The sequence below is a fragment of the Streptomyces sp. NPDC040432 genome (assembly GCF_055595445.1).
In genome coordinates, this window is record NZ_JBVIVP010000001.1 from 617,941 (window position 1) to 641,268 (window position 23,328).

Genomic DNA, 23,328 nt, shown 5'->3' on the forward strand with positions numbered 1-23,328 from the left:
GAAGAGCTGAGCACGCCCATGCCCACCCCGGCCCTCCCCTGCCCCTGCGGGCTGCCCGCCGCCTACCCGGCGTGCTGCGGTCGCTTCCACGCGGGCGGCCAGGCGCCCACCGCCGAGCTGTTGATGCGGTCGCGCTTCAGCGCCTTCGCGCTCGGCGACACCGCCTACCTGCTGCGCTCCTGGCACTCCTCGACCCGTCCGGGCAGGCTGGACCTGGATCCCGGCCAACGCTGGGAGCGGTTGGAGATCCTCGCCACCGCACGGGGTGGCTTGTTCGAGACGGAGGGCTCGGTGGAGTTCCGCGCGCACTACCGCGAGGGCGGCCACACGGGCTCGCTGCACGAACACAGCGCCTTCTCCCGCGAGGACGGGGCCTGGGTCTACGTCGGCCCGCTGTCCCCCGTCGCGTTCGACTGACGGCGCGCTCCGGCCAGAGCGGCGTGCAGGCCGGTGCGGTACCGCTCGATCTCGTCCGGCGACTGGGCCCTCAGGAGCCGGTGCGCCACCGCCGCGGCCGCCGGTACCTTCGGGTGTCCGTAGGGCGGCGGTGGCGCGAGTGCGGCCAGGACGATCCGCTCGGCCGGGTCCGGTACGGCGGCCAGGACCTCGTCCTCGGGAAGCACGGAGGCCGGGACGGCCGCCCGCTCCCACGGGTCGGAGATCCGTCCCATCAGGAGGTCCACGTGCCGGCCGCGCCAGCCGACGGGCCGCAGGTCCCCCCGGGCGGCGATCAGCTCCCGGTCCGCCTCGGAAGCGGCACCGCGCAGCGCTCCCGGATCCGTGGCGGCGAACTCCGCCAGTTCCGCCACCAGATAGAGCCATACGACGGCGCGGTAGCGGTTGACCCGGTATCCGACGGGTGTGAGGTGCCCGCACCGTGCGAGCCGGGTGAACCGACTCGGCCCGATCCCCAGCCGCCTCGCTCCGGCGTCGGCCCCGGCCACCGTCTCGACCCGGGCGCGCAGTGCGTCCGGGAATCCGTCCGCGGCCTTGACCCGGTCCATCTCGGCCGTGGTGAAGCGTGCCGCGCCGCCCGGCACACGCGGGCCCGCCCGCACCAGCCCCAGTTGCACCGCGCGCGCGAACTCGGCCCGGCCGAGACCCAGTTCCGCTGCCGCCCGGACCCCGCCGAGCAAGGCGTCACGCCTCGGTTCCCCCCGAGGTTCCGCCTCCACGAAAACGACCCGCCCCGGCGGCGGCGCCGATCGCGCGCACGCTGTCGCGCCCGCTTCCCACGTTGCTTTCGCGTCGACCCTCGCCGCGGCCCGCATCGTGGCCCTCGTCGATCGCTGTGTCACGCACGGCGTCACGCTCCGCGCCACGCACGGCGTCACGGTCTCCGTCGCGCCCTGCGTCACGGTCTTCGTCACATGCTGCGTCACGGTCTTCATCACGGCCCTCCCCCACGAGTGACGATCACTCTGTGTGAAGACCGTAACTCAGCGCGACGACAGCCCGCCGGCCCTGTGGACAACTCCGGCCGGCGCCCTCGATCAGCCCCCGGTGATCCGCCGCTCGGCGACACCCAGGTGCTCGCCCACCCGGTTGACCAGCAGCGTCATCTCGTACGCGACCTGGACGATGTCCGCCTCCGCGGCGCTGAGCGCACACAGGCAGCTGCCCGAACCCGCCGCCACGACGAAGAGGAACCCCTCGTCGTACTCCACCATCGTCTGTCGCACCTCACCCGCCCGGAAGTGCCGCCCCGAGCCCTTGGCCAGGCTCTGCAGGCCCGCCGCGACGGCCGCCAGGTGTTCCGCGTCCTCCCGCGCGAGTCCCGCGGTGGCCGCCGTCACCAGTCCGTCGTTCGACAGCACCACGGCGTGCCGGACCTGCTGAACCCTGCGCGTCAGGTCGTCCAGCAACCAGTCCAGTTGCTTGTCCAGTGCCATTTCCAGCCCCTCCCCGTCGACGCGGCCGACACGGCCGCGCCCCACCCCGCGTAGTCGTTCCGCCAGCCTTCCCCACCAGCGGCTTTCCGGCAAGGAGGATGGGCCCATGGCACAGAAGATGACTCAAGAGGAATGGCGGGCGTTCGTCTCGCACGGCACCCGCACCGGGAAGCTGGCGACGGTCCGCGCGGACGGAAGCCCGCACATCGCTCCCATCTGGTTCGTACTCGACGGTGATTCCTTCCTGTTCAACACCGGTGAGGACACCGTCAAGGGGCGGAATCTGGCCCGTGACGGCCGCGTCTCCCTGTGCGTGGACGACGACCGTCCGCCGTTCTCCTACGTGGTCCTCCAGGGCCGCGCCACGATCGCCGAGTACGCCGACGACCCGCGGGAGACCCTGCGCTGGGCCACCCGGATCGCCGCCCGGTACATGGGCGAGGAACGCGGCGAAGCCTTCGGCCGGCGCAACGCCGTCCCCGGCGAACTGCTGGTCCGGGTGTCCATCGACAAGGTGATCGCGACGGCCGGTGTCGCGGACTGACCTACCGAGGGGCCTGCCTACGGTCCCACCGAGTCGAGCAGCCGGGCGGTGTGCATCCGCCCGGCGTACTCGACCAGCCGGATCAGCACCTCCTTCCCCGAGTCCTTGTCCCGCGCGTCGCACAACACCACAGGCGTCCCCTGGTCCAGGTCCAACGCCCGCGCCACCTCGTTCGACCCGTAACGCCGGGCGTTGGTGAAGCAGTTGACGGCGACGACGAAAGGGATCCGCCGGTGCTCGAAGTAGTCGACCGCCGGGAAGCAGTCCTCCAGCCGCCGGGTGTCCGCCAGTACGACCGCCCCCAGCGCACCCTGCGACAACTCGTCCCAGAGGAACCAGAACCGGTCCTGGCCGGGCGTCCCGAAGAGGTACAGCGACAGCCCCGACCGGATGGTGATCCGGCCGAAGTCCATGGCCACGGTCGTGGTGGTCTTCTGGTCGACCCCTCCGGTGTCGTCGACCAGTTCCCCCGCCTCGCTCAACAGCTCCTCGGTCCGCAGCGGTCGGATCTCGCTGACCGCGCCCACCAGGGTGGTCTTGCCCACCCCGAACCCGCCGGCCACGAGGATCTTCAGCGCCAGCGCGGCCAGGTCCCCGTCCGCCCCCGAAGCCGCGGCCCGCGCGGGCCCGTCGTCGTGCAGTCCCATCACAGCGCTCGCAATCCCTCGATGACTTCACGCAGAATCCGCTCGTCCGGCAGCTGGGCGGGCGGTACGGGCCGGCTCACCTTGACGTGCCCCGCCTCCAACAGGTCACCCAGCAGCACCCGCACCACACCCACCGGGAGATCCGCGTCCGCGGCGAGTTCCGCCACCGACTGGGTCTCGGAGCGGCACAGCCCGAGCAGGGCCCGGTGTTCCGGGCCGAGCAGCGCCTCGTCCGCGTCCCCGGAGGCGTCCGGGTCCACCACGACCAGCGCGATCAGGTCGAAGCGGACGCCGTGGGGGCCCGGCTTGGTGCGCCCGCCCGTCATGGCGTAGGGGCGTACGAGAGGACCCGCCTCGGCGTCGTACCACTGGCCGTCCACGTGTCGGACCGCCGCCTTCACCCGGCGGACGGCGGTTGCGCCGCGAACCGGGCGGGCGTGTAGAGGTGTTCGCCGACCCGCTTGACCAGCCGGGCCATCTCGTAGGCGATCAGACCGATGTCGGCGCCGGCAGCGCTGAGCACGGACAGGCAGGATCCGTCGCCGGCCGCCGCGACGAACAGGTAGCCCTCTTCCATCTCCACCATCGTCTGGCGCACTCCCCCGGCGTGGAAGTGCCGGCCCGCGCCCTTGGCGAGGCTGTGGAACCCGGAGGCGACGGCGGCCAGGTGTTCCGCGTCCTCCCGACTGAGCGCGCTGGAAGAGCCCACCGCCAGCCCGTCGTTGGACAGGACGACCGCGTGCCGGACCTCCCGGACCCTCATCACCAGGTCGTCGAGCAGCCAGTCCAGTTCCCCGGACCGGCGGACGCCGTCGAGGTCGATCCCGTGGTGTTCGCTCATCACACTTCTCCTTCGCTGCCTGCGTGGGGGGAGTTCTCCCGGGCGCCGCGCGCCCAGCCGTCCCGGTAGGCGGCCATCCGGTCCCGGGCCTCCTCGGGGCTGCGCCCCGGCGGCTCCTCGGGCCGCGTCGAACCCGGGGGCGCCTTCGGTTCGGGGGCCTCGCGCAACTGCGGGACCAGACTGGCCTGACGGACCCGACGGGGCAGTTCCGTCACCGAGGCGCCGGACGCGGACGCCGGACCGGGCCCCGGAGCGGCGCCGTGGGCCGCGCGGTCGGCGCCGGCCGGCCCCCGGCCCCCGCCCGGGGCGGAGCCGGCCGCGGGCTCCGGGGTCGGGGACCGCAGCGGTCCGGAGGGCCCGGTGACCGGTGCCGGGTGGGTGCGGGTGACCGCGTCGGCGGCGCCGCGCGGTCGCAGCGAGGCCACCGGGGCGGGCCGTTGCCGCGTGATCGCGGGGCCGGAAGCGGGGGCGGCGGCCCGGTCCCGTTCCGGGGCGGGCAGGCCGCGCACGGACTCCCGTACGACGCTCATGGCCGGGGCGTGCGACGGCACCCGGGCGGCCTCGACGGGCGGCTCGGCGGGTGCCTGCGGCGCGGCGGCGGTGGCGGGCGCTCCGGCAATCGCCCCCTGGAGGAGGGAGTTCGGCAGCAGGACCACCGCGGTCGTGCCCCCGTAGGGCGAGGTGCGCAGGTGGACCTGGATCGCGTGGCGGGTCGATAGCCGGCTGACCACGAAGAGCCCGAGGCGGTCGCTGTCGAAGAGGTCGAGGTCCTCGGAGTGCTCGATCCGCCGGTTGGCCTCCGCCATCACCTCGCGCCCCATGCCGAGACCGCGGTCCTCGACCTCCAGGACGTATCCGGTGCCGACCGGCTCCCCGCTGACCCGGACCTTGGTGTGCGGGGGCGAGAACTGGGTGGCGTTCTCGATGAGTTCGGCGAGCAGGTGGGTGAGGTCCGCGACGGCTCCGCCGGACACGGCCGCCTCTGCGAGTCCGCGCACCTCGACGCGCTGGTAGTCCTCGATCTCGGAGACGGCCGCGCGGACCACGTTCGTCAACGGGACCGGCATCCGCCACGCACGTCCGGGGGCGGCGCCCGAGAGGATGATCAAGCTTTCGGCGTGCCTGCGCATCCGCGTGGTGAGGTGGTCGAGCCGGAAGAGGTCCCCGAGTTCGCCCGGGTCGTCCGCGCGGCGCTCCATGGAGTCGAGGAGGGTCAGCTGCTTGTGGACGAGGACCTGGCTGCGGCGGGCGAGGTTGACGAAGACCCCGCTGACCCCGCCGGCGAGTTCGGCGCGTTCGACCGCGGCGCTGAGGGCCGCCCGGTGGACGGTGGACAGGGCCTCCCCGACCTGGGTGATCTCGTCGTCGGCGGGCGGCCCGGGCGGGGTCTCGGCGTCCACGTCGATGGTCTGGCCGGCGCGCAGCCGGTCCATGGCGTGCGGGAGTTCGCGGTGGGCGATGTGCAGGGCGGTGTTGCGCAACGAGACCAGCTCGACGACGAGGGCCCGACCGATACGGACGGAGATGACGAGGGAGGCGGCGACGGCCGCCAGGCCCAACAGCACGGCGGTCCCGGCGGGACTCAGCGCCCCTTCGGTGAACGGATCCGCGCGGTCGGCGGCTTCGGCGCGGGCGGCTTCGCGGATCTCCTGCATGGAGGCGCTGATCCCGGTGTAGGCGGCCTCCCAGCCGGCGGGGACGCCCGACGCGTCGCGCACCGCCGCGGCGGCGTTGCCCGCGGAGGCCGCGTTGCCGGTGTTCGCCGGGCCGCCGGCCGCCGGGGCCGGGGCGGCTGCCGCCAGGACCCGGTCCTCGGCCCCGGTGAGGTCGGCGTAGGCGGCGCTCCGGGAGGCGGCGTCCCAGACCTCCCGCTGGGTGGCGGGCAGGTCCCGGGCCGCGGCCGTGGTCGACGCGCGCCGGGACTCGACGGTCCCGGCCAGGCGGCGAAGCGTTTCGGCGCTTCGCTGGCCCGGCAGGGCGAGCAGGACGTCCTCCCGGGCCAGCAGTTCCCCGGCCCGGGCGAACTCCAGCAGGACCCGGGCGTCGGAACCGAGTTCGGGGTTCCGGCCGGCGGAGAGGGATCCTTCGACGGCGAGGGCGGAGTCGGTCAGGCGCGTGTACGTCGCGTAGGCCGCTTCGGGGGTCGCCCGGCGGTCGGTGATGTCCTTGCGGGCGGTTGCGAGGGCCTCGGCGGTGGTCACGAACTCCCCGAGCCGGGTGACGATGTCGGGGCCGTAGTCCCCGGAGTCGGCGACGGTGTGGCGGTCGCCGAGCCGCAGGCTCCGGACGGCGTCGTCGGTCCGCCGAGCCTGCTGCGCCAGGGCGGCGCCCTGGTCGGCGGCGGGGTCGGCCAGGTACCGGACTGCCGCCCGGCGTTCGGCCTGGAGTTCGGCGAGCGCGGCGGCGACGGGGGTGCGGATCTCGGCGTCGACCTGGCGGATCCTGCTGATCGCGGCGACGTCCTGGGCGGTGCTGACGGTGGCGAAGGCCCAGAGGGCGAGCAGCGAGACCACCGGGACCATCAGCAGCGAGACGATCTTCGCTCGGACGGTGGCGGGCCGCAGCCGGATCCGGGGTCCTGCCCCGCCACCGGCCCGGGCCGGGTCCGCGCCGGGGCGGAGGGCCCGCTCCGGCTCGGGTTCCTCGGCCGGGGGCCCCGCGTGCGCCCGGCGGCCTCGCGCGGGGGGCGCGGGCGGGCGCGGGGCCGCTGCTTCCGGTCTGCTGCGGGGTCTGCGCATGGGCTCCTCGTTCCGGGCGGTGCTTACGGAGGTCGCGGGGGGGGCGGGGTGGGGAGGTCGGTGTGGGGGGACCGGGCGGGGGGTGGGGAGGATCAGCGGGCCGGGAGCGGCGCGTCACCGAGGTTGCGGGCGGAGGCGGAGGCGGCACGCTCGTCGGCGGTCGGGGAGAGCGCGACGAAGGCGGCGGTGATGAAGAGGTACGAGCCCAGGCCGACCGCGAGGGGGAAGATGAACTGCATGGCCGTGGCGCCGGACAGCGCGGCCTCCGAAGGGGCGACGCGGACGGCGACGGCGGCCATTCCCGTGTAGTGCATGCTGCTCACGGCCGCCCCCATGACCAGCGAGGCCCCTGCCACGGCCACCGGCGACTTGATGTTGAGCGCCGCCCAGAGCGCCGCGGTGGCGGCGATCACGGCGATGGCGACGGAGAGCCCGACGATCAGCGGCCGGTAGGTGACCTGCCCGTGCAGGCGCAGCGCCGCCATCCCGAGGTAGTGCATGCTCGCGACGCCGAGGCCGGTGGTCAGGCCGCCGAGCACCAGGGCCCTGCCGCGGTTCCTGCCGTAGCCGACGGCGAACACCCCGGCGCCGACGACGAGCACGGCGACGAGGAGGCTGAGGATGGTCAGCGGCACGTGATAGCGGATCTCGGTGCCGGTGACGTGGAAACCGAGCATCGCGACGAAGTGCATCGTCCAGATGCCGGTGCCGATGGCCGAGGCCGCGGTGAGCAGCCAGTTGCGGCGGGAGGTTCCCGTCGCGGCGAGCGCACGGACGGTGCAGCGCAGCCCGAGGGCGGCGCCGATCGAAGCCATCACGTACGACAGTACGGGTGTCAGCCAGCCATAGGCGGCGTGGTCCAGGTGTCCCATGGCCACGGGACGCTAGTCCGGGTGAGGGCACGAACACGGGGAGCATTTCGAAAGCCGCTGGAACTGCTGGAATATGACAGAGCTACGTTCGTGTCCGATCACACCACGTGCCACCTTGCGCACACAGCGCAGGCAAGGCGGGCGCGCGCCGACGAAGCGGAAGAGCCGGGGCACCGCGCGCACGGCCCCGTGCGGGATCATGGGCCGCATGAGCGAAGACCACACGCACGTGCAGGAGTTCTTCGGGCCGCGCGCCGGCGCGTGGGACCGGAAGTTTCCCGACGACGGACCCGCCTTCGTGGACGCCGTGGCCGCGTGCGGGCTGCGCCCCGGGGACCGGGTGCTCGACGCGGGCTGCGGCACCGGACGGGCCCTGCTCCCGCTGCGCGACGCCGTGGGGCCCTCCGGGACGGTGCTCGGGGCCGATGTCACCGAGGAGATGCTGGCCGCCGCGCAGGAGGCCGGACGCGGGAGCGCCGGCACGCTCCTGCGGGCCGACGTGGCCCGGCTGCCGCTGCGGGACGACGCCCTCGACGCGGTGTTCGCGGCCGGGCTGATCGCCCACCTTCCCGACCCGGAGGCCAACCTGCGCGAGCTCGCCCGCGTGGTCCGCCCCGGTGGCCGGCTCGCCCTCTTCCACCCGATCGGCCGCGCCGCGCTGGCGGCGCGCCACGGCCGTTCACCGACCCCCGACGACCTGCGGGCCGAACACAACCTGGGACCGCTGCTGTCCGGGTCCGGCTGGGACATGACCCGCTACGCGGACGAGGACCACCGCTTCCTCGTCCTGGCCGAGCGCCGCGCCTGACCCGGGCGGGGACGGCGCGAGGCCCCGTACCGGAGGAGGTCCCCCGGCCGGTCCTCCCGCCACCCCGGTATCGCGTTCCGTGGAGGGTGCCCGGACGTACGCACAGGTGACGGGCTCGGAAATCGGCCTCCTCCTGCTCTCGACGTGCGTGTTACCCGCTGGTTAAGGTGCGCCGACGAGAGAGCGATCGGGAGGCCACGTGTCCGACGAGGAGGACGGGGGCTCGCTGTACGTGCTGACCGCCGTACTGCTGACCCCCACGCAGTTTCCGGCCGTCCTGGGCGACGACTTCCCGGAGGCCTGCGCACTGCTGGGCGTTCGACCCGTCACGGACGGGTACGGGCTGGTGCTCGGGCAGGACGAGGAGGGGGCGCGCTGGACGGTCGTCGTGGACGACGTCTCGCTCGTGGCCGCCGCCATCGCGTCCTGGGACTGCGGGATGGAGTACGACCTGTCGCCCGACGAGCGGACGATCGTGGTCTCGCTGGCTGGTTGGCCGCTGGAGCTGACCGTGTCGGCGCCCGGCGTCGCGGAACCGCACGATCCGGAGCAGGGTGCGGACGGCACCGGCCGGGTGCCGTTGGCACCGCCCTCGGCGGACGCGTGGGGCCCCGTGCAGCGACGGATGGGCGCGGACCAGATCGCCCGGGAATGGGCGGACTGGAGCGAGCGCGTCGCCACGGACGGCGGTGCGGCGGCCGCCGCGCACCCCGGGTTGGCCCGGGCGCTCGCGGAGGCGAAGCAGTACACGGTCGCGGCGCCGCCTCCGGGCCGGGTGCGTTCGTCCTTCGCCGGGGAAGGCGCCCGAACCGTCCGGGCCGACGGCCCCGGTTGGTCGCTGGTGGCGCGGACCGACGACGCGGCGTTCGTCCTGCTGGACGAGGAGCCGGGCGAGGTGTTGACCGTCCCCCGCGAGGGCGAGTTCGACCTGGACGAACTGTTGGCGGCCCTGGACCGGGTGGCCGCGCGGCCCGTCTGAGGATTCGGAGGAGAAGCGGATGGATTCGGTGGAGTCGGTACCGGTGGGTGTGGTCGTGGGCGGTCGCGAGGAGGTGGTCGACGACCACTGGGGGCACGAGACGGCGGTCATCCGGCTCGACGCGCGCCGCTTCGGACCGGAGGCCCTGTACGGACTGGAGGACTTTTCCCACGTCGAGGTCGTCTTCCACTTCGACCGCGTACCGGTCGAAAGGATCGAGACGGGTGCCCGACACCCCCGCGGCAACACGGACTGGCCCCTGGTCGGCATCTTCGCCCAACGTGGCAAGAACCGTCCGAACCGGCTCGGGGTCTCCCGGTGCCGGGTCCTGAGGGTGCACGGCCTGGACGTGCACGTGCAGGGCCTGGACGCGGTGGACGGCACTCCGGTGCTCGACCTGAAGCCCTACGTCGAGGAGTTCGGCCCGCGCGACGAAACCCACCAGCCGCACTGGGCCACGGCCCTGATGCGGGACTACTACTGAGCCCGCCGGCCCCGCCGCGTCCGGACGCACCGGACGCGGACTGACGGACCGGACGCGGACGGACCGGACGCGGGCGGGCCCTGCACGATCGGACGGGCGGGGCGGGCGCCGAGCGGTCAGACCCGGTCGAGCGGGACGTGCGGGAGCGCCGGCAGGGTGACCGTGATCGTGTCGCCGGGGCGGATCGTGCCGCCCCGGTGGACCACGCCCATGATTCCCGCCTTGCGGACCAGGTTGCCCGCGTCGTCCCGGCCGACGACCTGCTTGAGGAGCCCGCCGCGGAACTCGTCGATCTGGCGGCACGGGTTGCGCAGCCCGGTCACCTCCACCACCGCTTCCTCACCCAGACCCAGCAGCGTTCCCGTCGGCAGCGCGAGCAGGTCGATGCCCTCCGTCGTCACGTTCTCCCCGAGCTGGCCCGGCGCGACCTCGAAGCCCCGACCTGCCACCTCGTCGAAGAGCTCACGGTGGATGAGGTGCACCTGTCGGAGATTCGGTTGGGTCGGGTCCTGCGCCACGCGTGAGCGGTGCTTGACCGTGACGCCCGCGTGCACGTCACCCTCGACGCCGAGGCCCGGGAGCAGGGTGATGCTCTCCCGGTTCGGTTTGGTGAACGAGTACACGCCGTTGCTGCTGACCGCCGATACCTGTGCGGTGTTCACCACCTGCGTCCCCCTTGCCGCTTTCAGCGGTCCAGTTGCTTTCTGGAGACGCCCCGCAGACGACGCCGCTGGGACGGATCCAGCAGGAGGTACGCGACGGCCGGGACCGCGACGAGGGCCACCAGACCCCAGACGCCGAACACGTAGAACAACACGATGGCTGCCGCGACCGCGGCAACCGCGACCTTTCCGCTCCTCGACATCTACGGACACCTCCTCCTACTGCTTCGGCCATTGACCTCTCAACGCTCCGCCCCCACCGTGCGTTCCCCCGCGCCGCGCCCTCGTTCCACCTCGGTGAGCCGGGTCACCGAGGCGCGAGCGCCCCCCGGGGTCCGCGCATGAGGTACTCTCGGCCGCCCGTACCCGGTAGTCAAGTTTGAGGAATGCGTGCTCTCCGAGATCTCCGGCCTCCTCCGCTGCTCCGCCGTCTTCCTGCCCGCCGACCCGCCGCGCAACGGCCGCGTCGCCTTCTGGCGCACCGACTCCGACTCCGCCGCGCCCGTCCGCCCCCCGGCGGACGGAGCCCCCGGCACACGGACCCCCGCGCAGGCCGGCCCCGGCCCCACACCCCCCGGCGGCGCCGAGGCCCCGGCCGGGGTCGTGGAGGAACTCACCGTGATCACCCCCGCGCTGCTGCCGGCCGCGGTGCCCGCCCTGATGCTGCCCATCGGCGCCGCCCTGCCGTTGCTCACCCGGGCCCGGACCGCCCCCGGCGCGAGCGCCCCGACGGCGTTCTGGGGAGCGGCGGCGCTGCTCGCCCTCCGTTTCGCCGCCCGCGGGCTGCTGCTGCCCGGGCTGAGCCCCGCCGGGTACGACGCCTGGCGTACCGGTCCGCTGTTGGCCGCCGACCTCGAAGCGGTGCGTGAGCTGGCGGCCGCCATGCCGCCCGAAGCCCACTGCGTCCCCCTGGAGGCCGACGGGCCGCCCCGGCTGCCCGCCCCCGAACGGTTGCTGCGGGCCTTCCTCGACGCCGTCGCCGACACCCTGCCCCGGTCCCCCGCCGCGCTCGCCGCCGCGGGCGGCCCCGCCTACGCGGCGCCCGCCGGTCCCGCCCGGCCGTCGCCCTCACTGCGCGCGTGGGCCGACGAGGTGGCCGTGGGCCACGACGCGGGGGTGCGGATCTCCCTGCGCATAGAGTTCCGCGCCCCGGCTGCGGCCCGCCCCGGCGGCAGTGTCCCCGACGGCGGAGCAGGCGTCCCCGGCGCCGGCGACGACCCCGCCGACCGTCCCGACGCCCCGCCCGCCCTGCGTGCCGTGCTCCAGCTGCACAGCCTCGCCGACGCCGGCCTCGTCGCCGACGCCGCCGAAGTGTGGGCCGCCCCGGCCGGCACCCCCGGCGGCGCCGCCCCGGGACCCGCCGCGGCCACCTTTCCGCCCCGCGCCCGGCTCGACGCCCTGCGGGCACTGCGCCGTGCGGCCCGGCTCTGGCCCGCGCTGTCGCCGCTGCTCGGGGCCGCCGTTCCGGACGCGGTCGACCTCGCCGACGAGGAGGTCGCGGAGCTGCTCGCCGACGCCGCCCCGGCCCTCGCCGCCGACGGGGTACAGGTGCATTGGCCGCGGGGCCTCGCCCGTACCCTCACCTCCCGCGCCGTCGTCGACTCCCCCGCCTCCCACGCCACCGGCTCGGACCTGCCCGGTCTCTCCGCAGGCGCGCTGCTCTCCTTCGACTGGCGCCACTCCCTCGACGGTCGCGCCGAGGACCTGACCCCGGCCGAACTCGACCGGCTGGCCGAGGCGAAGCGCCCCCTGGTCCGGCTGCGCGACCAGTGGGTCCTGGTCGACCGGGCCGCTGTGCGCCGCGCCCGCGCCCGCGTCGAGCGGCCCGTCACGGTCTCCGCCGCCGACGCGCTGGCCGCCGTACTCACCGGATCGGCCGAGATCGACGGAGCGCGGGTCGAGGTGACGGCCGCGGGAGCGCTCGCCGAGCTACGGTCCCGGCTGACCGCCGATCCGGAGCGGGCCGCCCTCCCCGCGGCGCCGAAAGGGCTCGACGCGACGCTGCGGGACTACCAGCTGCGGGGCCTGGCCTGGCTCGACCTGATGACCTCGCTCGGTCTCGGCGCCTGCCTCGCCGACGACATGGGTCTGGGCAAGACGGTCACGCTCATCGCCCTGCACCTGCACCGGGACCGTCCCGAGCCCACCCTCGTGGTCTGCCCGGCCTCACTGCTCGGCAACTGGCAGCGCGAGATCGAAAGGTTCGCACCGGGCACGCCCGTCCGCCGCTTCCACGGCGGCAGCCGCACCCTCGACGGCCTCGACGGCGGCTTCGTCCTCACCACCTACGCGACCATGCGCCTGGACGCGTCCGAACTCGCCGCCGCACCCTGGGGCATGGTCGTCGCCGACGAGGCACAGCACGTCAAGAACCCCCACTCGGCCACCGCCAAGGCGCTGCGCACCATCAACGCTCCGGCCCGGGTGGCTCTCACGGGCACGCCGGTGGAGAACAACCTGTCCGAGTTGTGGGCCCTGCTCGACTGGACCACCCCCGGACTCCTCGGTCGGCTCGGCACCTTCCGTACCCGCTGGGCCGAGCCCGTGGAGAGCGGTCGCGATCCGCAGGCCGCGGCCCGGTTGGCCGCGCTGGTGCGGCCGTTCCTGCTGCGCCGCAAGAAGTCCGACCCCGGCATCGCCCCCGAACTGCCGCCGAAGACCGAGACCGACCACCCGGTGTCCCTCACCCGCGAACAGGCCGGTCTGTACGAGGCGGTCGTGCGCGAGACCCTCGCCGCGATCGCGGACGCCGACGGAATGGAGCGCCGCGGACTGGTCGTCAAGCTGTTGACCTCCCTCAAGCAGATCTGCAACCACCCCGCGCAGTACCTGAAGGACCCGGGTGGTCCCGGCCCGTCCGATCCGCGGGACGCCGCCCGCTCCGGGAAACTGGAGCTGCTGGACGAACTCCTCGACACCATCCTCGCGGAGGGCGGCTCGGTGCTGGTGTTCACCCAGTACGTGGCCATGGCCCGGATCCTGGAACGCCACCTGACATCGCGCGGCATCGTTTCCGAGCTGCTGCACGGGGGGACGCCCGTACCGCGCCGCGAGGAGCTCGTCGACCGCTTCCAGTCCGGGGAGGTGCCCGTCTTCCTGCTGTCCCTGAAGGCGGCCGGCACCGGACTCAACCTGACCCGCGCCGGGCACGTCGTGCACTTCGACCGCTGGTGGAACCCGGCCGTCGAGGAACAGGCCACCGACCGTGCCTACCGCATCGGCCAGACCCAACCCGTCCAGGTCCACCGGATCATCGCCGAGGGCACCGTCGAGGACCGCATCGCCGAACTCCTCGAAGCCAAACGCGCCCTCGCCGACGCCGTCCTCGGCTCCGGGGAATCGGCCCTCACCGAACTGACCGATGCCGAGCTGGCCGAGCTGGTGGCCCTGCGCCCGGCCCCGGGGGGCAACGGATGAACAGCACCCACGACCCGTACGAGGAGACCTTCCCCGCGCTCCCGCCGCACGGTGGACGGGCCTTCGCCACCACCTGGTGGGGTCATGCCTGGCTACGGGCCCTGGAGGACGGAGCGCTCGACGGCGAGCAGGTCAAACTGGGTCGCCGGTACGCGCGCACCGGCGCGGTCGGCGCCGTGTCGGTGCGTCCGGGCGGGCTGACGGCGGTGGTGCGCGACCCGGACGGAACGGCGCGCCGGACGGACGTGCTGGTCCAGGAGTTCACCGCAGCGGAATGGGACCGGCTGCTGGGTCTGGCGGTCGCCGAATCGGGCCACATCGCCGCCCTGTTGGACCGTGAGGTGCCGCCGGAACTCGCCGAGGACGCGGCGGCGGCCGGGGTCGACCTGCTGCCCGGCATGGGTGAGCTCGACCCGCGCTGCGACTGCGGCGAGTGGGACCACTGTCCGCATACCGCCGCGCTCTGCTACCAGATGGCACGGCTGCTGGACCGGGACCCGTTCCTGCTGCTGCTGTTGCGCGGGCGCCCCGAACGGGACCTGCTGATCCAGTTGGAGGACCGCAGCGCCGCCGGCGCGGAACAGGAACCGGACGCCCCGCCCGGGATGGTCGGCGTTCCGGCGGCCGAGGTGTTCGCGGCGCGCGCGGAGCTGAGGCCGCTGCCCCCGCCGCCGGAGCTGCCGCAGGCTCCGGGGCAGCCCCCGACCCTGGACACCGAGACACAGCCGGACGGGCTGGACGTGGACGCCGTGGAGTTCCTCGCGCAGGCGGCCGCGTCGCAGGCGCACCGGCTGCTCGCGCGGGCGCTGGCGGCGGACGGCGCGGATCTCGCGCCGACGGCCCCGCCGACCGCCGCGGAGGACGCCGTACGACTCACCGCCGAGGCTCGCCACTTCCGGCTCCGCTACCGCTTGGCGGCGGCTTCCGGCCGCGACGGGCCCGCCATGGACCTGGCCGTACGGGCCTGGGGCTTCGGCGGGGCGCCGGCCCTCGCGGCGCTGGAGGACGACTGGTCGCCCGACCGGGCCGCCCTGGCCCGGGCCCGCTCCGCCCTGGCGGCGGCCTGGCCGGACGAGGACGCCCCGGAGCTGCGCCGGGTGCGGGCCCGCTGGACGGCACCGGGCGCCCGGCACCAGCTGCGGCTGGGCCGCGACGGCCGCTGGTGGCCGCTGCGCCGTGAAGGGACCCGCTGGAGCCTGGCGGGGCCGGGCGCCCCGGATCCCGCGTCGGCCCTGGCCTGCCTGGAAGCGGAAGCGGACGGGGGCGACGCCCCGGCGTGAGATGGGCGCGCGCCCCCCGGTGCCCACCGGACCGCTGAGGGGGATCGGTCGCGGAGTGGCCGACGCGGCGCTTGTCGGGGCCGCGGACCCGCACGACGATGGGGGCTCTCCGCGTACCGCGGTGCCACGGTCCCTCGGGAGGGCGACATGGGCGATCCGTCGTTGGCGCTGCCGGGCGGGGCGGATCCCGCCGAGCGCACGCGCGTCCTGCGGCGCGCGCACGCCGCGTTCACCGAGGACGGGCGGGTCGATGCCCCCGTCCGTGCGGTGATCGCGAAGTCCTGGCGGCGGTGCGCCCGGGCTCGGATCAGCCCGGAGTGCGCACCCCGGCTGGAGCTGGCCGAGCCGGAGTTGCGGGCCTACCGGGCGCAGCATCCGCTGGCCCGGGTGATGCCGCTGTTCCGGGACCTCGTCGGGGCGTTCGCGGCGCAGGGGGCGCACCTGCTCGCGGTGTGCGACGCGCGGGGCGGCCTGTTGTGGGTGGAGGGCGAGGCGGCCACGCTGCGCCGGGCGGAGCGGCTCGGCTTCGTCCCAGGTGCGCGTTGGGCGGAGTCGGCGATGGGAACCAACGCGCCGGGTACGGCGGTCGCCGTCGGGGAGCCCGTCCAGGTCTTCGGGGCGGAGCACTTCAGCAGGCGGGTCCACCCGTGGACGTGCGCGGCCGCACCGGTCCGTGATCCCGGCACCGGCCGGGTGCTCGGTGCGGTCGACATCACCGGCGGCGACGGGCTGGCCCACCCCCATTCGCTCGCCTTCGTCCAGGCGGTGGCCCGCGCGGCGGAGGCCCAACTGGCGCTGCTCGCACCGGAACCGGCGACCGCCGGACAGGACCGGCTGACGGCACTGGGCCGTGACGAGGCGCAGCTGCTCCTCGGGGGCCGGCGGCACGTGCTGGGGCGACGGCACAGCGAGATCCTCACGCTGCTGGCGCACCATCCGGAGGGCCTTTCCGGGGAGGAACTGGCCCACGCCCTGTACGAGGACGAATCAGTGCCGGCGGTGACGTTGAGGGCGGAGATGTCCCGGCTGCGGGCGTTGGTGGGGGCACGGCACCTGTTGTCGCGTCCCTACCGCGCGGCCGCCCCGCTGGAGGCCGACTCCGCGGCGGTGGTCCGGCATTTGGCGGCGGGCGCCGTCTCGGCCGCCCTCGCCCGGTATACGGGACCGCTGCTGCCCGCGTCGACGGCGCCCGGCATCGTCCGGCTGCGCCGCCGCATCGAGGACCAGGCTCGGGCAGCGGTGATCGCCCGGGCGGACCGGGGGCTCCTCACGGACTGGGTGTGCGCCCCGTGGGGCGCGGACGACCCGGCGGTGTGGCGGGCCCTGGCCGGAGCCCTCCCGCCGGAGGGTCGGGCGGCGGCGCTGGCCCGCGTACGCGCCCTGGACGCGGAACTCGGCGCCGGCCCCGGGGTGGGACGCGGCCGGGAGGCGTCCCCGGGAGCCGGGAGCGGCACGCGGGCGGGCGGGCGTGCAACGTACCCGCAACCTGCCCGCTCCTAGCCTCCTGCCCGAGCGCTGTCCGACGGCGGCCGGCGCCCGGCAAGGGGAGGACCTCCATGGCCCGTTTCGCTGCGCCCGGTACCGAGGGCGCGCTGATGTCGTACGCGGCGCGCTACGACCACTTCATCGGCGGGGAGTACGTCCCGCCCGCCCGGGGCCGGTACTTCGACAACCCTTCTCCCATCACCGGGGTGCCGTTCACCGAGGTCGCTCGGGGCACGGTCGAGGACGTCGAGCGCGCCCTGGACGCGGCCCACGCGGCGGCCCCCGGCTGGGGGCGGACCTCGGCGGGTGACCGGTCCACGATCCTGCTGCGCGTGGCGGACCGGATGGAGCAGAACCTGGAGGCCCTCGCCGTCGCGGAGACCTGGGAGAACGGCAAGCCGGTCCGCGAGACCCTGGCCGCCGACCTGCCGCTGGCCGTCGACCAGTTCCGCTACTTCGCCGGCGCGCTGCGCGCCCAGGAGGGCGCGCTCAGCCAGTTGGACGACGACACGGTGGCCTACCACTTCCACGAGCCGCTGGGCGTGGTCGGCCAGATCATTCCGTGAAACTTCCCGATCCTGATGGCGGTGTGGAAGCTCGCTCCGGCGCTCGCCGCGGGCAACACCGTCGTCCTCAAACCGGCCGAGCAGACACCGGTCTCGGTGCACTACTGGCTGAGTCTGGTGGCGGACCTGTTCCCGCCCGGTGTGGTGAACATCGTCAACGGCTTCGGTGAGGAGGCGGGCAAACCCCTCGCGTCCAGCCCGCGCGTCGCGAAGGTCGCCTTCACCGGGGAGACCTCCACCGGCCGCCTGATCATGCAGTACGCGGCGGAACACCTCACTCCGGTCACCTTGGAACTCGGGGGGAAGAGCCCGAACCTGTTCTTCGACGACATCTGGACCACGGACGACGACCTGCGCGACAAGGCCCTGGAGGGCTTCACCATGTTCGCCCTGAACCAGGGCGAGGTGTGTACGAGCCCGTCCCGTGCGCTGATCGAGCGCGGCCGGTACGGGGACTTCCTGGAGGCCGCGGTGGCCCGCACCGAACTGATCGTGCCCGGGCACCCGTTGGACACGGACACGATGATCGGGGCGCAGGCCTCCGAGGAACAGCTGAAGAAGGTCCTCGCGTACGTGGAGATCGGCGAGCGGGAGGGCGCCAAGCTCCTGACCGGCGGCCGCAAGCAGGAGTTGGAGGGCGAACTGGCGGGCGGTTTCTACGTCCAACCGACCATCTTCGAGGGTGACAACCGCATGCGGATCTTCCAGGAGGAGATCTTCGGCCCGGTGGTCTCCGTGACCTCGTTCCAGGACTTCGACGACGCCGTCCGCATCGCCAACGACACGGCCTACGGGCTGGGCGCGGGCGTGTGGACCCGTGACGTCAACACGGCCTACCGCGCGGGACGCGCGATCCAGGCCGGCCGCGTCTGGACGAACTGCTACCACGCCTACCCGGCGCACGCCGCCTTCGGCGGATACAAGCAGTCCGGCATCGGCCGGGAGACCCACAAGATGATGCTGGAGCACTACCAGCAGACGAAGAACCTGCTCGTCTCCTACTCCCCGAAGAGGCTCGGGTTCTTCTAGACGAATGAGTCCGATGTGTTCAGTGATCGAAGGCGATGTGGGAGCGCATGGTGGGTGCTCCGGTTTGGTGGTTGCGCCAGATGGCCGCGCCCATGGCGAGGACGCGCTGGGCGACGCGGACGGCGACGCCCTCGAAGGTGCGTCCCCCGTGCTGTTCGAGGTCCAACTGCCCCTTGAGGGTGTCGTTCACGGACTCGATCAGCTGCCGCACGGACTTGAGCAGGCCCTCGCCCTTGCGTTTCTCCTCCCGCTTGAACGAGGGCCGCAACAACTCGATCCCCTGAAGGGCCAGGTCGTTCTCGAACTCCTTGGAGGCGAAGCCCTTGTCGGCGATCAGCAGCAGGCCGGGCCGTTGGGCCACCGGACCTGCCTCGACGTCGAGAATGGCCTGCAGGACCTCGCGCTCGTCCGTCTTCGGGTGCGCGAGCGCCCACAGGATCGGCATGCCGGCAGGAGCACACCGGATACAGACGCAGGCCCCAGAAGAAGCGGGAGTGCGAGGCGCAGTACCCGTATCCGGCCCAGCCGGCCATCTCCGAGCGCTTCACCGTCGGCCGCGACATCCCGCACGGCAACGGCGTCGAGTCGACGATCCAGTGGTTGTCGAACCAGAAGTCCGTATCGACGGCGAGCATCCGTATCGCCTTCTTCACCAGCGACAACGCGGCCTTGAGCCGCTTGTTGTACCCGGACTGCTGCGGCAGATACGGAAACATCGAGGCCGGATGCTGCTTCGCGTACCGCAGCCACCTCGCCTCGGAGTGGAAACCCGGCAGCGCCTGCGACCGCGAGCGTGACCGGTTCGGCATCGCTCAACTGCGTCGGACAGCCCATCCATCGCTCTGTCTCCAGCCCGTCATCGATCTTCACAGACAGTGCGGTCAGCAGGGTGTTCAGTTCGTCGGTCACACAACGATCTCGGACACCCTGTCCGCATTGCCCTACACGTCCGGCGGTGTCGCCCCGGCCCCTTCGCTTTCCGAACTCCCTTGTGGCCAGGCCGAAGACGAGGCCACCGACCAAGAACCAGGGATTCCACAGCACCAGCGTCCATAGCCGCTGTTCCGGGCTCACGTCCATCCGCCGGCCCGCCCCGTCGGTCAAGAGCAGCGACTCGACGGCGATACCACGCATCAGCAGCACAGCGCAGGCGGACCAGCCCAGAGCCTTGATCGCCCGTCCGGCCGGGCCACGAGGCCGTAACCCAGCGAGAAGCCATCCCAGCACGCCGCCGACAAGGCATAGCGTTCCCGTACCCCACAAGCCGACCGCCACGAACCACCCGGGACGTTCCTCGGCCAGTGGCCCTGCCGAGACACTCAGGCCCCACTCGCCACCCAACGCCCAGTAGAAATGCAGCACGGCGAAGGCGATCGCCCACGCGCACGCGCCACGCCCCCACACCCCCGACGTTGCCTTGCCCCTCGGATCTTCATACACGCCCACCATGCAATCGGCCGCCACATGCGACTGAATACATCGGACTCATTCGTCCAGGGCGTCGGAGGTCCGCCATGGTGTGGGTCGTCGGCAGGTGGGGCCGCGACCGGTCCGGGTGACGAGCAGTTGTTGGAGGAGGTGTTGGAGGAGGTCCAGGGCCATCGGGCGGCGCGGCCGGCCTCGACGAGGCCGATCATTTCGAACCCGGCGTCCGTCAGGCCTCCGAAGGTGTGCCGGTTCGGGCCCGAGGGGCCGTGGGCGGGCTGGTACCCCGCCAGGTTCCAGGTGTGGACGGGGATGTCCGCCGGTACCGGTTCGGCCGGGCCGCTGCGGCCCGCGTACGGGCCCGTCTGCTCGTCGGTGACGATCAGGACCCGGTCGTGCCCCCGGTAGTGGGCGCGCACCGCCTTGGTCGTGTCGGTGCCCCCGAGGTCTCCGAATCGTTTCAGCACGTCGAGCTCCGGCTCTTCGGGCGCGAACGCGACCTCCTTGCTCGACCACCCGAACTCCACCGGCTCCGCCGCCTCGGCGCGCTGCGCCGGCGCCGTGCCGAAGACGGCGGCGGCGTCCGCGCGGGTCAGCTTCGACCGCTCCGAGACGGTGTCGTGGAACATCGAGCCGGACCGGTCCACCAGGATCAGCGTCCGGCCGGGCAGGGCCGGTACGTTGGCCGGCGAGTGGCCCAGTGCCCGCTCCAGGGGCTCCCGCCGGCGCGACGAGCGCGCGTGCCGGAGGGCGGCCAGGTAGCGGAACGGGAACTGCCGGGACCGGGCCACTTCTTCGGGGTCCGCGATCCGTTCGGCGACCGCTGCGGCCGCCTCGTCCGAGACCTTGGCGTCGTCGAAGTTGCGCAGGTTGCGCAGCAGCGCCATCGGTCCCATCGAGGGGATCACCGCTTCCCGGACGGCGGCGTCCATCGGCCCCCGGAGCCGGCCCGCCAGTGCCTCCCAGGTCATGCCCGCCGCGGCCGGCCGCTCGGCGCCGTCCGGTCCGGTGACGACCGGTCGCCGCTGCTCCACGGGCAGTTCCAGCAGCGCCCGGTGTGCGGTGAGCAGCCGGTCGGAGGGCGGCGGCGCCGCGTCGTCGGGGTGGTGGCGGCGGTCCAGGGCGTACCGGAAGAGATCGCCCTGCCAGGGCTTGGCCGGGTCGGGGGTGGCGTGCACGAGGTTGAGGACGTCGCCGAAGCGGAAGGCCTTGGAGGCGGTGTCGTACTTGAGCAGCGAGCGGGAGGAGTACAGCCGGCGCACGGCGTCGGCGATCCCCCTCTTCACGGGCTGCGGGACGTTGCGTCCGTACTCCGAGGTCCAGTGGGCGAGCAGTTCGCCGGGTTCGTCGGCGCGCTGGAGCACCGAGTCGATGACGCTCCGGTTGGACGGCCCCCCGTGGGCCCCGGCGGTGAGCCGGGCCCTGACGTACGCGGCCGCGCCGACGAGGGACGCCGTGCGCATGTTGCCCTCGCCACGGAGCCGGCGCAGCAGTCCGGCCGTCCATTCCGGGTCGTGGAGGGCGAGTTCGCCGACGAGGCGGGTGTAGCGCCCGTCGCGGTCGATGCCGCTCTCGTAGAAGGTCCGCTGGGAGACGAAGTTCCCGACGGCCAGGAGGTAGAGCTCCTCGCGCGGCTCCCGGACGAAGGCGGGGCCGCCCTGGTGGGTGAGCGCGGGCGGATTTTCGGCGGTGGGGCGGTGGTGTGCCCACGGTGCGGACGCCGTCCGGGCGGCCGCCTGCGAGACGTGCGGGGCCACGAGCATCTCGGACCAGATTTTCGACACGCGAGGGGTGTGACGAGGCAGGGAATCCCCCAGGATCCGAAGGAAGGTGGGTCGGCCCCGGCCGGGGCGTCCGGCGGGACGACGGCGGAGCGCGGGCGCAGGCGTGAGCGCCCGCGCCACCCGAGATCAGAAGTGGCCGCGGCGGACTTGGTTTCGGAAGGAAGTAGCCGCAGCCGAGCGCATCGGGGGCGCGGTCGCGACGCCACCCTGGGCAGGCCCCCGGATCGCATGCCGGCGATTTGACGGGGGGCGCCCTGCCGACGTGCGTCGCCTCCAGCGGCTCCCACGACACGGCCCGTAGGGCCCCCGGGGGCCCAGGGGCCCGCCGGGCCGTGGACTCACGGACGTGCGGCTCCATCCCCCGGGGGCTCGGCCGCCCCGGCGTCGCCTGCGTCCGCGTCACCGGCCGCGATCGAGGCGACCCGGCGGCGCACCAGGAACCAACCTCCCACCAGTACGGCGGCCACGGCCGGCATGGCCAGGGCCGTCCTGGAGCCGACGTCCCCGTCCGCGCACACCAGCACGAGGACCACGAGCAGGAAGAGGAGGGTGACGATCTGGGTGTACGGGGCCCAGGGCAGCCGGTAGGCGGGTCTGGTGGCCTGTCCCCGGCGGGCCCGGCGCCAGAACAGCAGCGAGCAGATCATGATCATGGCCCAGGTGGCGAGGATGCAGAACGAGGCGAAGTTGATGACGATCTCGAAGGACTCCTCGGGGACGAAGAAGTTCATGACCACGCCCAGCACTCCGAACGCGGCGGTGAGGATGATCCCGCCGTACGGGACGTGGCCCTTGCTCATGCGGGCGGTGAAGGCCGGGGCGGAGCCCGCCACGGCCATGGAACGCAGGATGCGACCGGTCGAGTACAGCCCGGAGTTCAACGAGGACAGGGCGGCGGTCAGGACGACCAGGTTCATGACCCCGGCGGCTCCGGGTACGCCGAGTTCGGTGAAGACCGTGACGAAGGGGCTCCGGTCGGCCGAATAGGCGGTGTGGGGCAGGAGGAGGGAGAGGAGGACGACGGAGCCGACGTAGAAGAGGCCGATGCGCCACATGATCGAGTTGAGCGCCCTGGGCACCACCTTGCGGGCGTCGACGGTCTCGCCCGCGGCGATCCCGGAGAGTTCCAGGCCGGCGTAGGCGAAGACGACGCCCTGCATGACGAGCATCATCGGCAGGACCCCGGCCGGGAAGACGCCGCCGTTCGCGGTGATCATGGAGATTCCCGGAACGTGCCCGTCGATGGGGTGGCCCGTCACGATCAGGAGGACGGCGACGCCCATGAAGACGACCAGGGCGGCGACCTTGATGATGGAGAACCAGAACTCCATCTCGCCGAAATAGCGCACCGAGATCAGGTTCGCGGTCAGTACCACGCACAGGGCGATGAGGGCGAGGGCCCATTGGGGCACCGTGGTGAACGCCGACCAGAAGTGGGCGTAGGTGGCGGCGGCGGTGATGTCGGCGATGCCGGTGACGGCCCAGTTCAGGAAGTACAGCCAGCCGGCCGTGTAGGCGCCCTTCTCCCCCATGAACTCGCGGGCGTACGAGACGAAGGCACCCGATGACGGCCGGTGCACGACCAGTTCGCCCAGCGCCCGCACCACCAGGACGGCGAAGATCCCGCACACCGCGTACGCGATCGCGAGCGACGGCCCGCTCTCGGCCAACCGCCCGCCGGAGCCCAGGAAGAGGCCCGTGCCGATCGCACCACCGATGGCGATCATGGATATGTGCCGGGGCTTCAGCTTCTTGCTGTACCCCTCGTCGCCGGCGTCGGACCGCACCGGCCCGGAGGTCGCCACCGGTTCGACCGTCACCTGTCCGTCAGCCATCCCCGATCCCACCTTCCGTCCGTGCGTGGTGGCGTTCCGA

Annotated in this window: 18 protein-coding genes and 4 pseudogenes; 9 read left to right on the forward strand and 13 right to left on the reverse strand. The window is 73.5% G+C overall.

Annotated elements, in window-relative coordinates; all coding sequences use genetic code 11:
* The first annotated feature begins 18 nt into the window (after window positions 1-18).
* Window positions 19-417 (forward strand): YchJ family protein, encoded by a 399-nt coding sequence (locus ACZ58N_RS02810; protein ID WP_471154775.1) that lies wholly within the window; start codon window positions 19-21, stop codon window positions 415-417.
* Here ACZ58N_RS02810 and ACZ58N_RS02815 read toward each other — a convergent pair.
* Together ACZ58N_RS02815 and ACZ58N_RS02820 are read right to left on the reverse strand one after the other, a co-directional pair.
* Window positions 381-1,136, reverse strand: coding sequence for a DUF6397 family protein (locus ACZ58N_RS02815; RefSeq protein WP_471154777.1), 756 nt, complete (start codon window positions 1,134-1,136; stop codon window positions 381-383). The genes ACZ58N_RS02810 and ACZ58N_RS02815 overlap by 37 nt on opposite strands.
* A gap of 357 nt (window positions 1,137-1,493) precedes the next feature.
* Window positions 1,494-1,892, reverse strand: a complete 399-nt coding sequence (locus ACZ58N_RS02820) for a roadblock/LC7 domain-containing protein (RefSeq protein ID WP_281209658.1) — start codon at window positions 1,890-1,892, stop codon at window positions 1,494-1,496.
* Window positions 1,893-1,998: 106 nt separating this feature from the next.
* Between ACZ58N_RS02820 and ACZ58N_RS02825 the strand changes: the two genes are divergently transcribed.
* Window positions 1,999-2,436, forward strand: a complete 438-nt coding sequence (locus tag ACZ58N_RS02825; RefSeq protein WP_471154779.1) for a PPOX class F420-dependent oxidoreductase — start codon at window positions 1,999-2,001, stop codon at window positions 2,434-2,436.
* Between the two features lie 17 nt (window positions 2,437-2,453).
* On the opposite strand, the gene ACZ58N_RS02830 is transcribed toward ACZ58N_RS02825, so the two are convergent.
* The 5 genes from ACZ58N_RS02830 to ACZ58N_RS02850 all read right to left on the reverse strand — a co-directional run bounded on the left by ACZ58N_RS02830 (window position 2,454) and on the right by ACZ58N_RS02850 (window position 7,534).
* Complete coding sequence (locus ACZ58N_RS02830) at window positions 2,454-3,083, reverse strand: GTP-binding protein (RefSeq protein WP_471154781.1); 630 nt, start codon at window positions 3,081-3,083, stop codon at window positions 2,454-2,456.
* Window positions 3,083-3,484, reverse strand: a complete 402-nt coding sequence (locus ACZ58N_RS02835; protein ID WP_471154783.1) for a DUF742 domain-containing protein — start codon at window positions 3,482-3,484, stop codon at window positions 3,083-3,085. Before ACZ58N_RS02835 ends, ACZ58N_RS02830 begins: the two co-directional genes overlap by 1 nt.
* The gene (locus tag ACZ58N_RS02840; protein ID WP_471154785.1) at window positions 3,481-3,924 is read right to left on the reverse strand and encodes a roadblock/LC7 domain-containing protein; all 444 of its coding nucleotides are present in this window, start codon (window positions 3,922-3,924) and stop codon (window positions 3,481-3,483) included. The genes ACZ58N_RS02835 and ACZ58N_RS02840 overlap by 4 nt, the downstream gene beginning before the upstream one ends.
* A complete protein-coding gene (locus ACZ58N_RS02845; RefSeq protein WP_471154787.1) occupies window positions 3,924-6,662 on the reverse strand; it encodes a sensor histidine kinase in 2,739 nt (912 codons plus the stop codon). Before ACZ58N_RS02845 ends, ACZ58N_RS02840 begins: the two co-directional genes overlap by 1 nt.
* Window positions 6,663-6,754: 92 nt before the next feature.
* Window positions 6,755-7,534 carry an MHYT domain-containing protein gene (locus ACZ58N_RS02850; RefSeq protein ID WP_471154790.1) on the reverse strand — a complete coding sequence of 260 codons (780 nt, stop codon included), beginning with the start codon at window positions 7,532-7,534 and terminating at the stop codon, window positions 6,755-6,757.
* Between the two features lie 199 nt (window positions 7,535-7,733).
* On the opposite strand from ACZ58N_RS02850, the gene ACZ58N_RS02855 reads away from it, so the two are divergent.
* The 3 genes from ACZ58N_RS02855 (at window position 7,734) to ACZ58N_RS02865 (ending at window position 9,805) form a co-directional block, all read left to right on the forward strand.
* Window positions 7,734-8,342 (forward strand): class I SAM-dependent methyltransferase, encoded by a 609-nt coding sequence (locus tag ACZ58N_RS02855; protein ID WP_471154793.1) that lies wholly within the window; start codon window positions 7,734-7,736, stop codon window positions 8,340-8,342.
* A 199-nt stretch (window positions 8,343-8,541) separates the two neighbouring features.
* On the forward strand, window positions 8,542-9,321 hold the full coding sequence (locus ACZ58N_RS02860; protein WP_471154795.1) for a hypothetical protein: 780 nt from the start codon (window positions 8,542-8,544) through the stop codon (window positions 9,319-9,321).
* A 19-nt stretch (window positions 9,322-9,340) separates the two neighbouring features.
* Entirely contained in the window at window positions 9,341-9,805 is a 465-nt protein-coding gene (locus tag ACZ58N_RS02865; protein WP_471154798.1) for an SAM-dependent methyltransferase, read from the forward strand.
* A 116-nt stretch (window positions 9,806-9,921) separates the two neighbouring features.
* On the opposite strand, the gene ACZ58N_RS02870 is transcribed toward ACZ58N_RS02865, so the two are convergent.
* On the reverse strand, window positions 9,922-10,467 hold the full coding sequence (locus ACZ58N_RS02870) for an MOSC domain-containing protein (protein WP_471154800.1): 546 nt from the start codon (window positions 10,465-10,467) through the stop codon (window positions 9,922-9,924).
* 23 nt (window positions 10,468-10,490) lie between these two features.
* Window positions 10,491-10,670, reverse strand: a complete 180-nt coding sequence (locus tag ACZ58N_RS02875) for a hypothetical protein (RefSeq protein ID WP_471154802.1) — start codon at window positions 10,668-10,670, stop codon at window positions 10,491-10,493.
* 187 nt (window positions 10,671-10,857) lie between these two features.
* Here ACZ58N_RS02875 and ACZ58N_RS02880 point away from each other — a divergent pair, with 187 nt between their 5' ends.
* The 4 genes and pseudogenes from ACZ58N_RS02880 to exaC all read left to right on the forward strand — a co-directional run bounded on the left by ACZ58N_RS02880 (window position 10,858) and on the right by exaC (window position 18,244).
* Window positions 10,858-13,884: a DEAD/DEAH box helicase gene (locus ACZ58N_RS02880; protein ID WP_471154804.1), complete on the forward strand. Its 3,027-nt coding sequence runs from the start codon at window positions 10,858-10,860 to the stop codon at window positions 13,882-13,884.
* Window positions 13,881-15,164: an SWIM zinc finger family protein gene (locus ACZ58N_RS02885; protein WP_471154807.1), complete on the forward strand. Its 1,284-nt coding sequence runs from the start codon at window positions 13,881-13,883 to the stop codon at window positions 15,162-15,164. Before ACZ58N_RS02880 ends, ACZ58N_RS02885 begins: the two co-directional genes overlap by 4 nt.
* Before the next feature lie 147 nt (window positions 15,165-15,311).
* Complete coding sequence (locus ACZ58N_RS02890) at window positions 15,312-16,664, forward strand: helix-turn-helix domain-containing protein (protein WP_471154810.1); 1,353 nt, start codon at window positions 15,312-15,314, stop codon at window positions 16,662-16,664.
* 56 nt (window positions 16,665-16,720) lie between these two features.
* Window positions 16,721-18,244, forward strand: a pseudogene (gene exaC / locus ACZ58N_RS02895) (acetaldehyde dehydrogenase ExaC).
* Between the two features lie 19 nt (window positions 18,245-18,263).
* On the opposite strand, the pseudogene ACZ58N_RS02900 reads toward exaC, so the two are convergent.
* The 4 genes and pseudogenes from ACZ58N_RS02900 to ACZ58N_RS02915 all read right to left on the reverse strand — a co-directional run bounded on the left by ACZ58N_RS02900 (window position 18,264) and on the right by ACZ58N_RS02915 (window position 23,288).
* Window positions 18,264-19,153, reverse strand: a pseudogene (locus tag ACZ58N_RS02900) (IS982 family transposase).
* A gap of 153 nt (window positions 19,154-19,306) precedes the next feature.
* A pseudogene (locus ACZ58N_RS02905) lies at window positions 19,307-19,693 on the reverse strand (DUF3995 domain-containing protein); the annotation flags it as partial.
* Between the two features lie 140 nt (window positions 19,694-19,833).
* Window positions 19,834-21,432 (reverse strand): annotated as a pseudogene (locus ACZ58N_RS02910) (TROVE domain-containing protein); the annotation flags it as partial.
* 359 nt (window positions 21,433-21,791) lie between these two features.
* The gene (locus tag ACZ58N_RS02915; protein ID WP_471154813.1) at window positions 21,792-23,288 is read right to left on the reverse strand and encodes an amino acid permease; all 1,497 of its coding nucleotides are present in this window, start codon (window positions 23,286-23,288) and stop codon (window positions 21,792-21,794) included.
* Window positions 23,289-23,328: the final 40 nt, after the last annotated feature.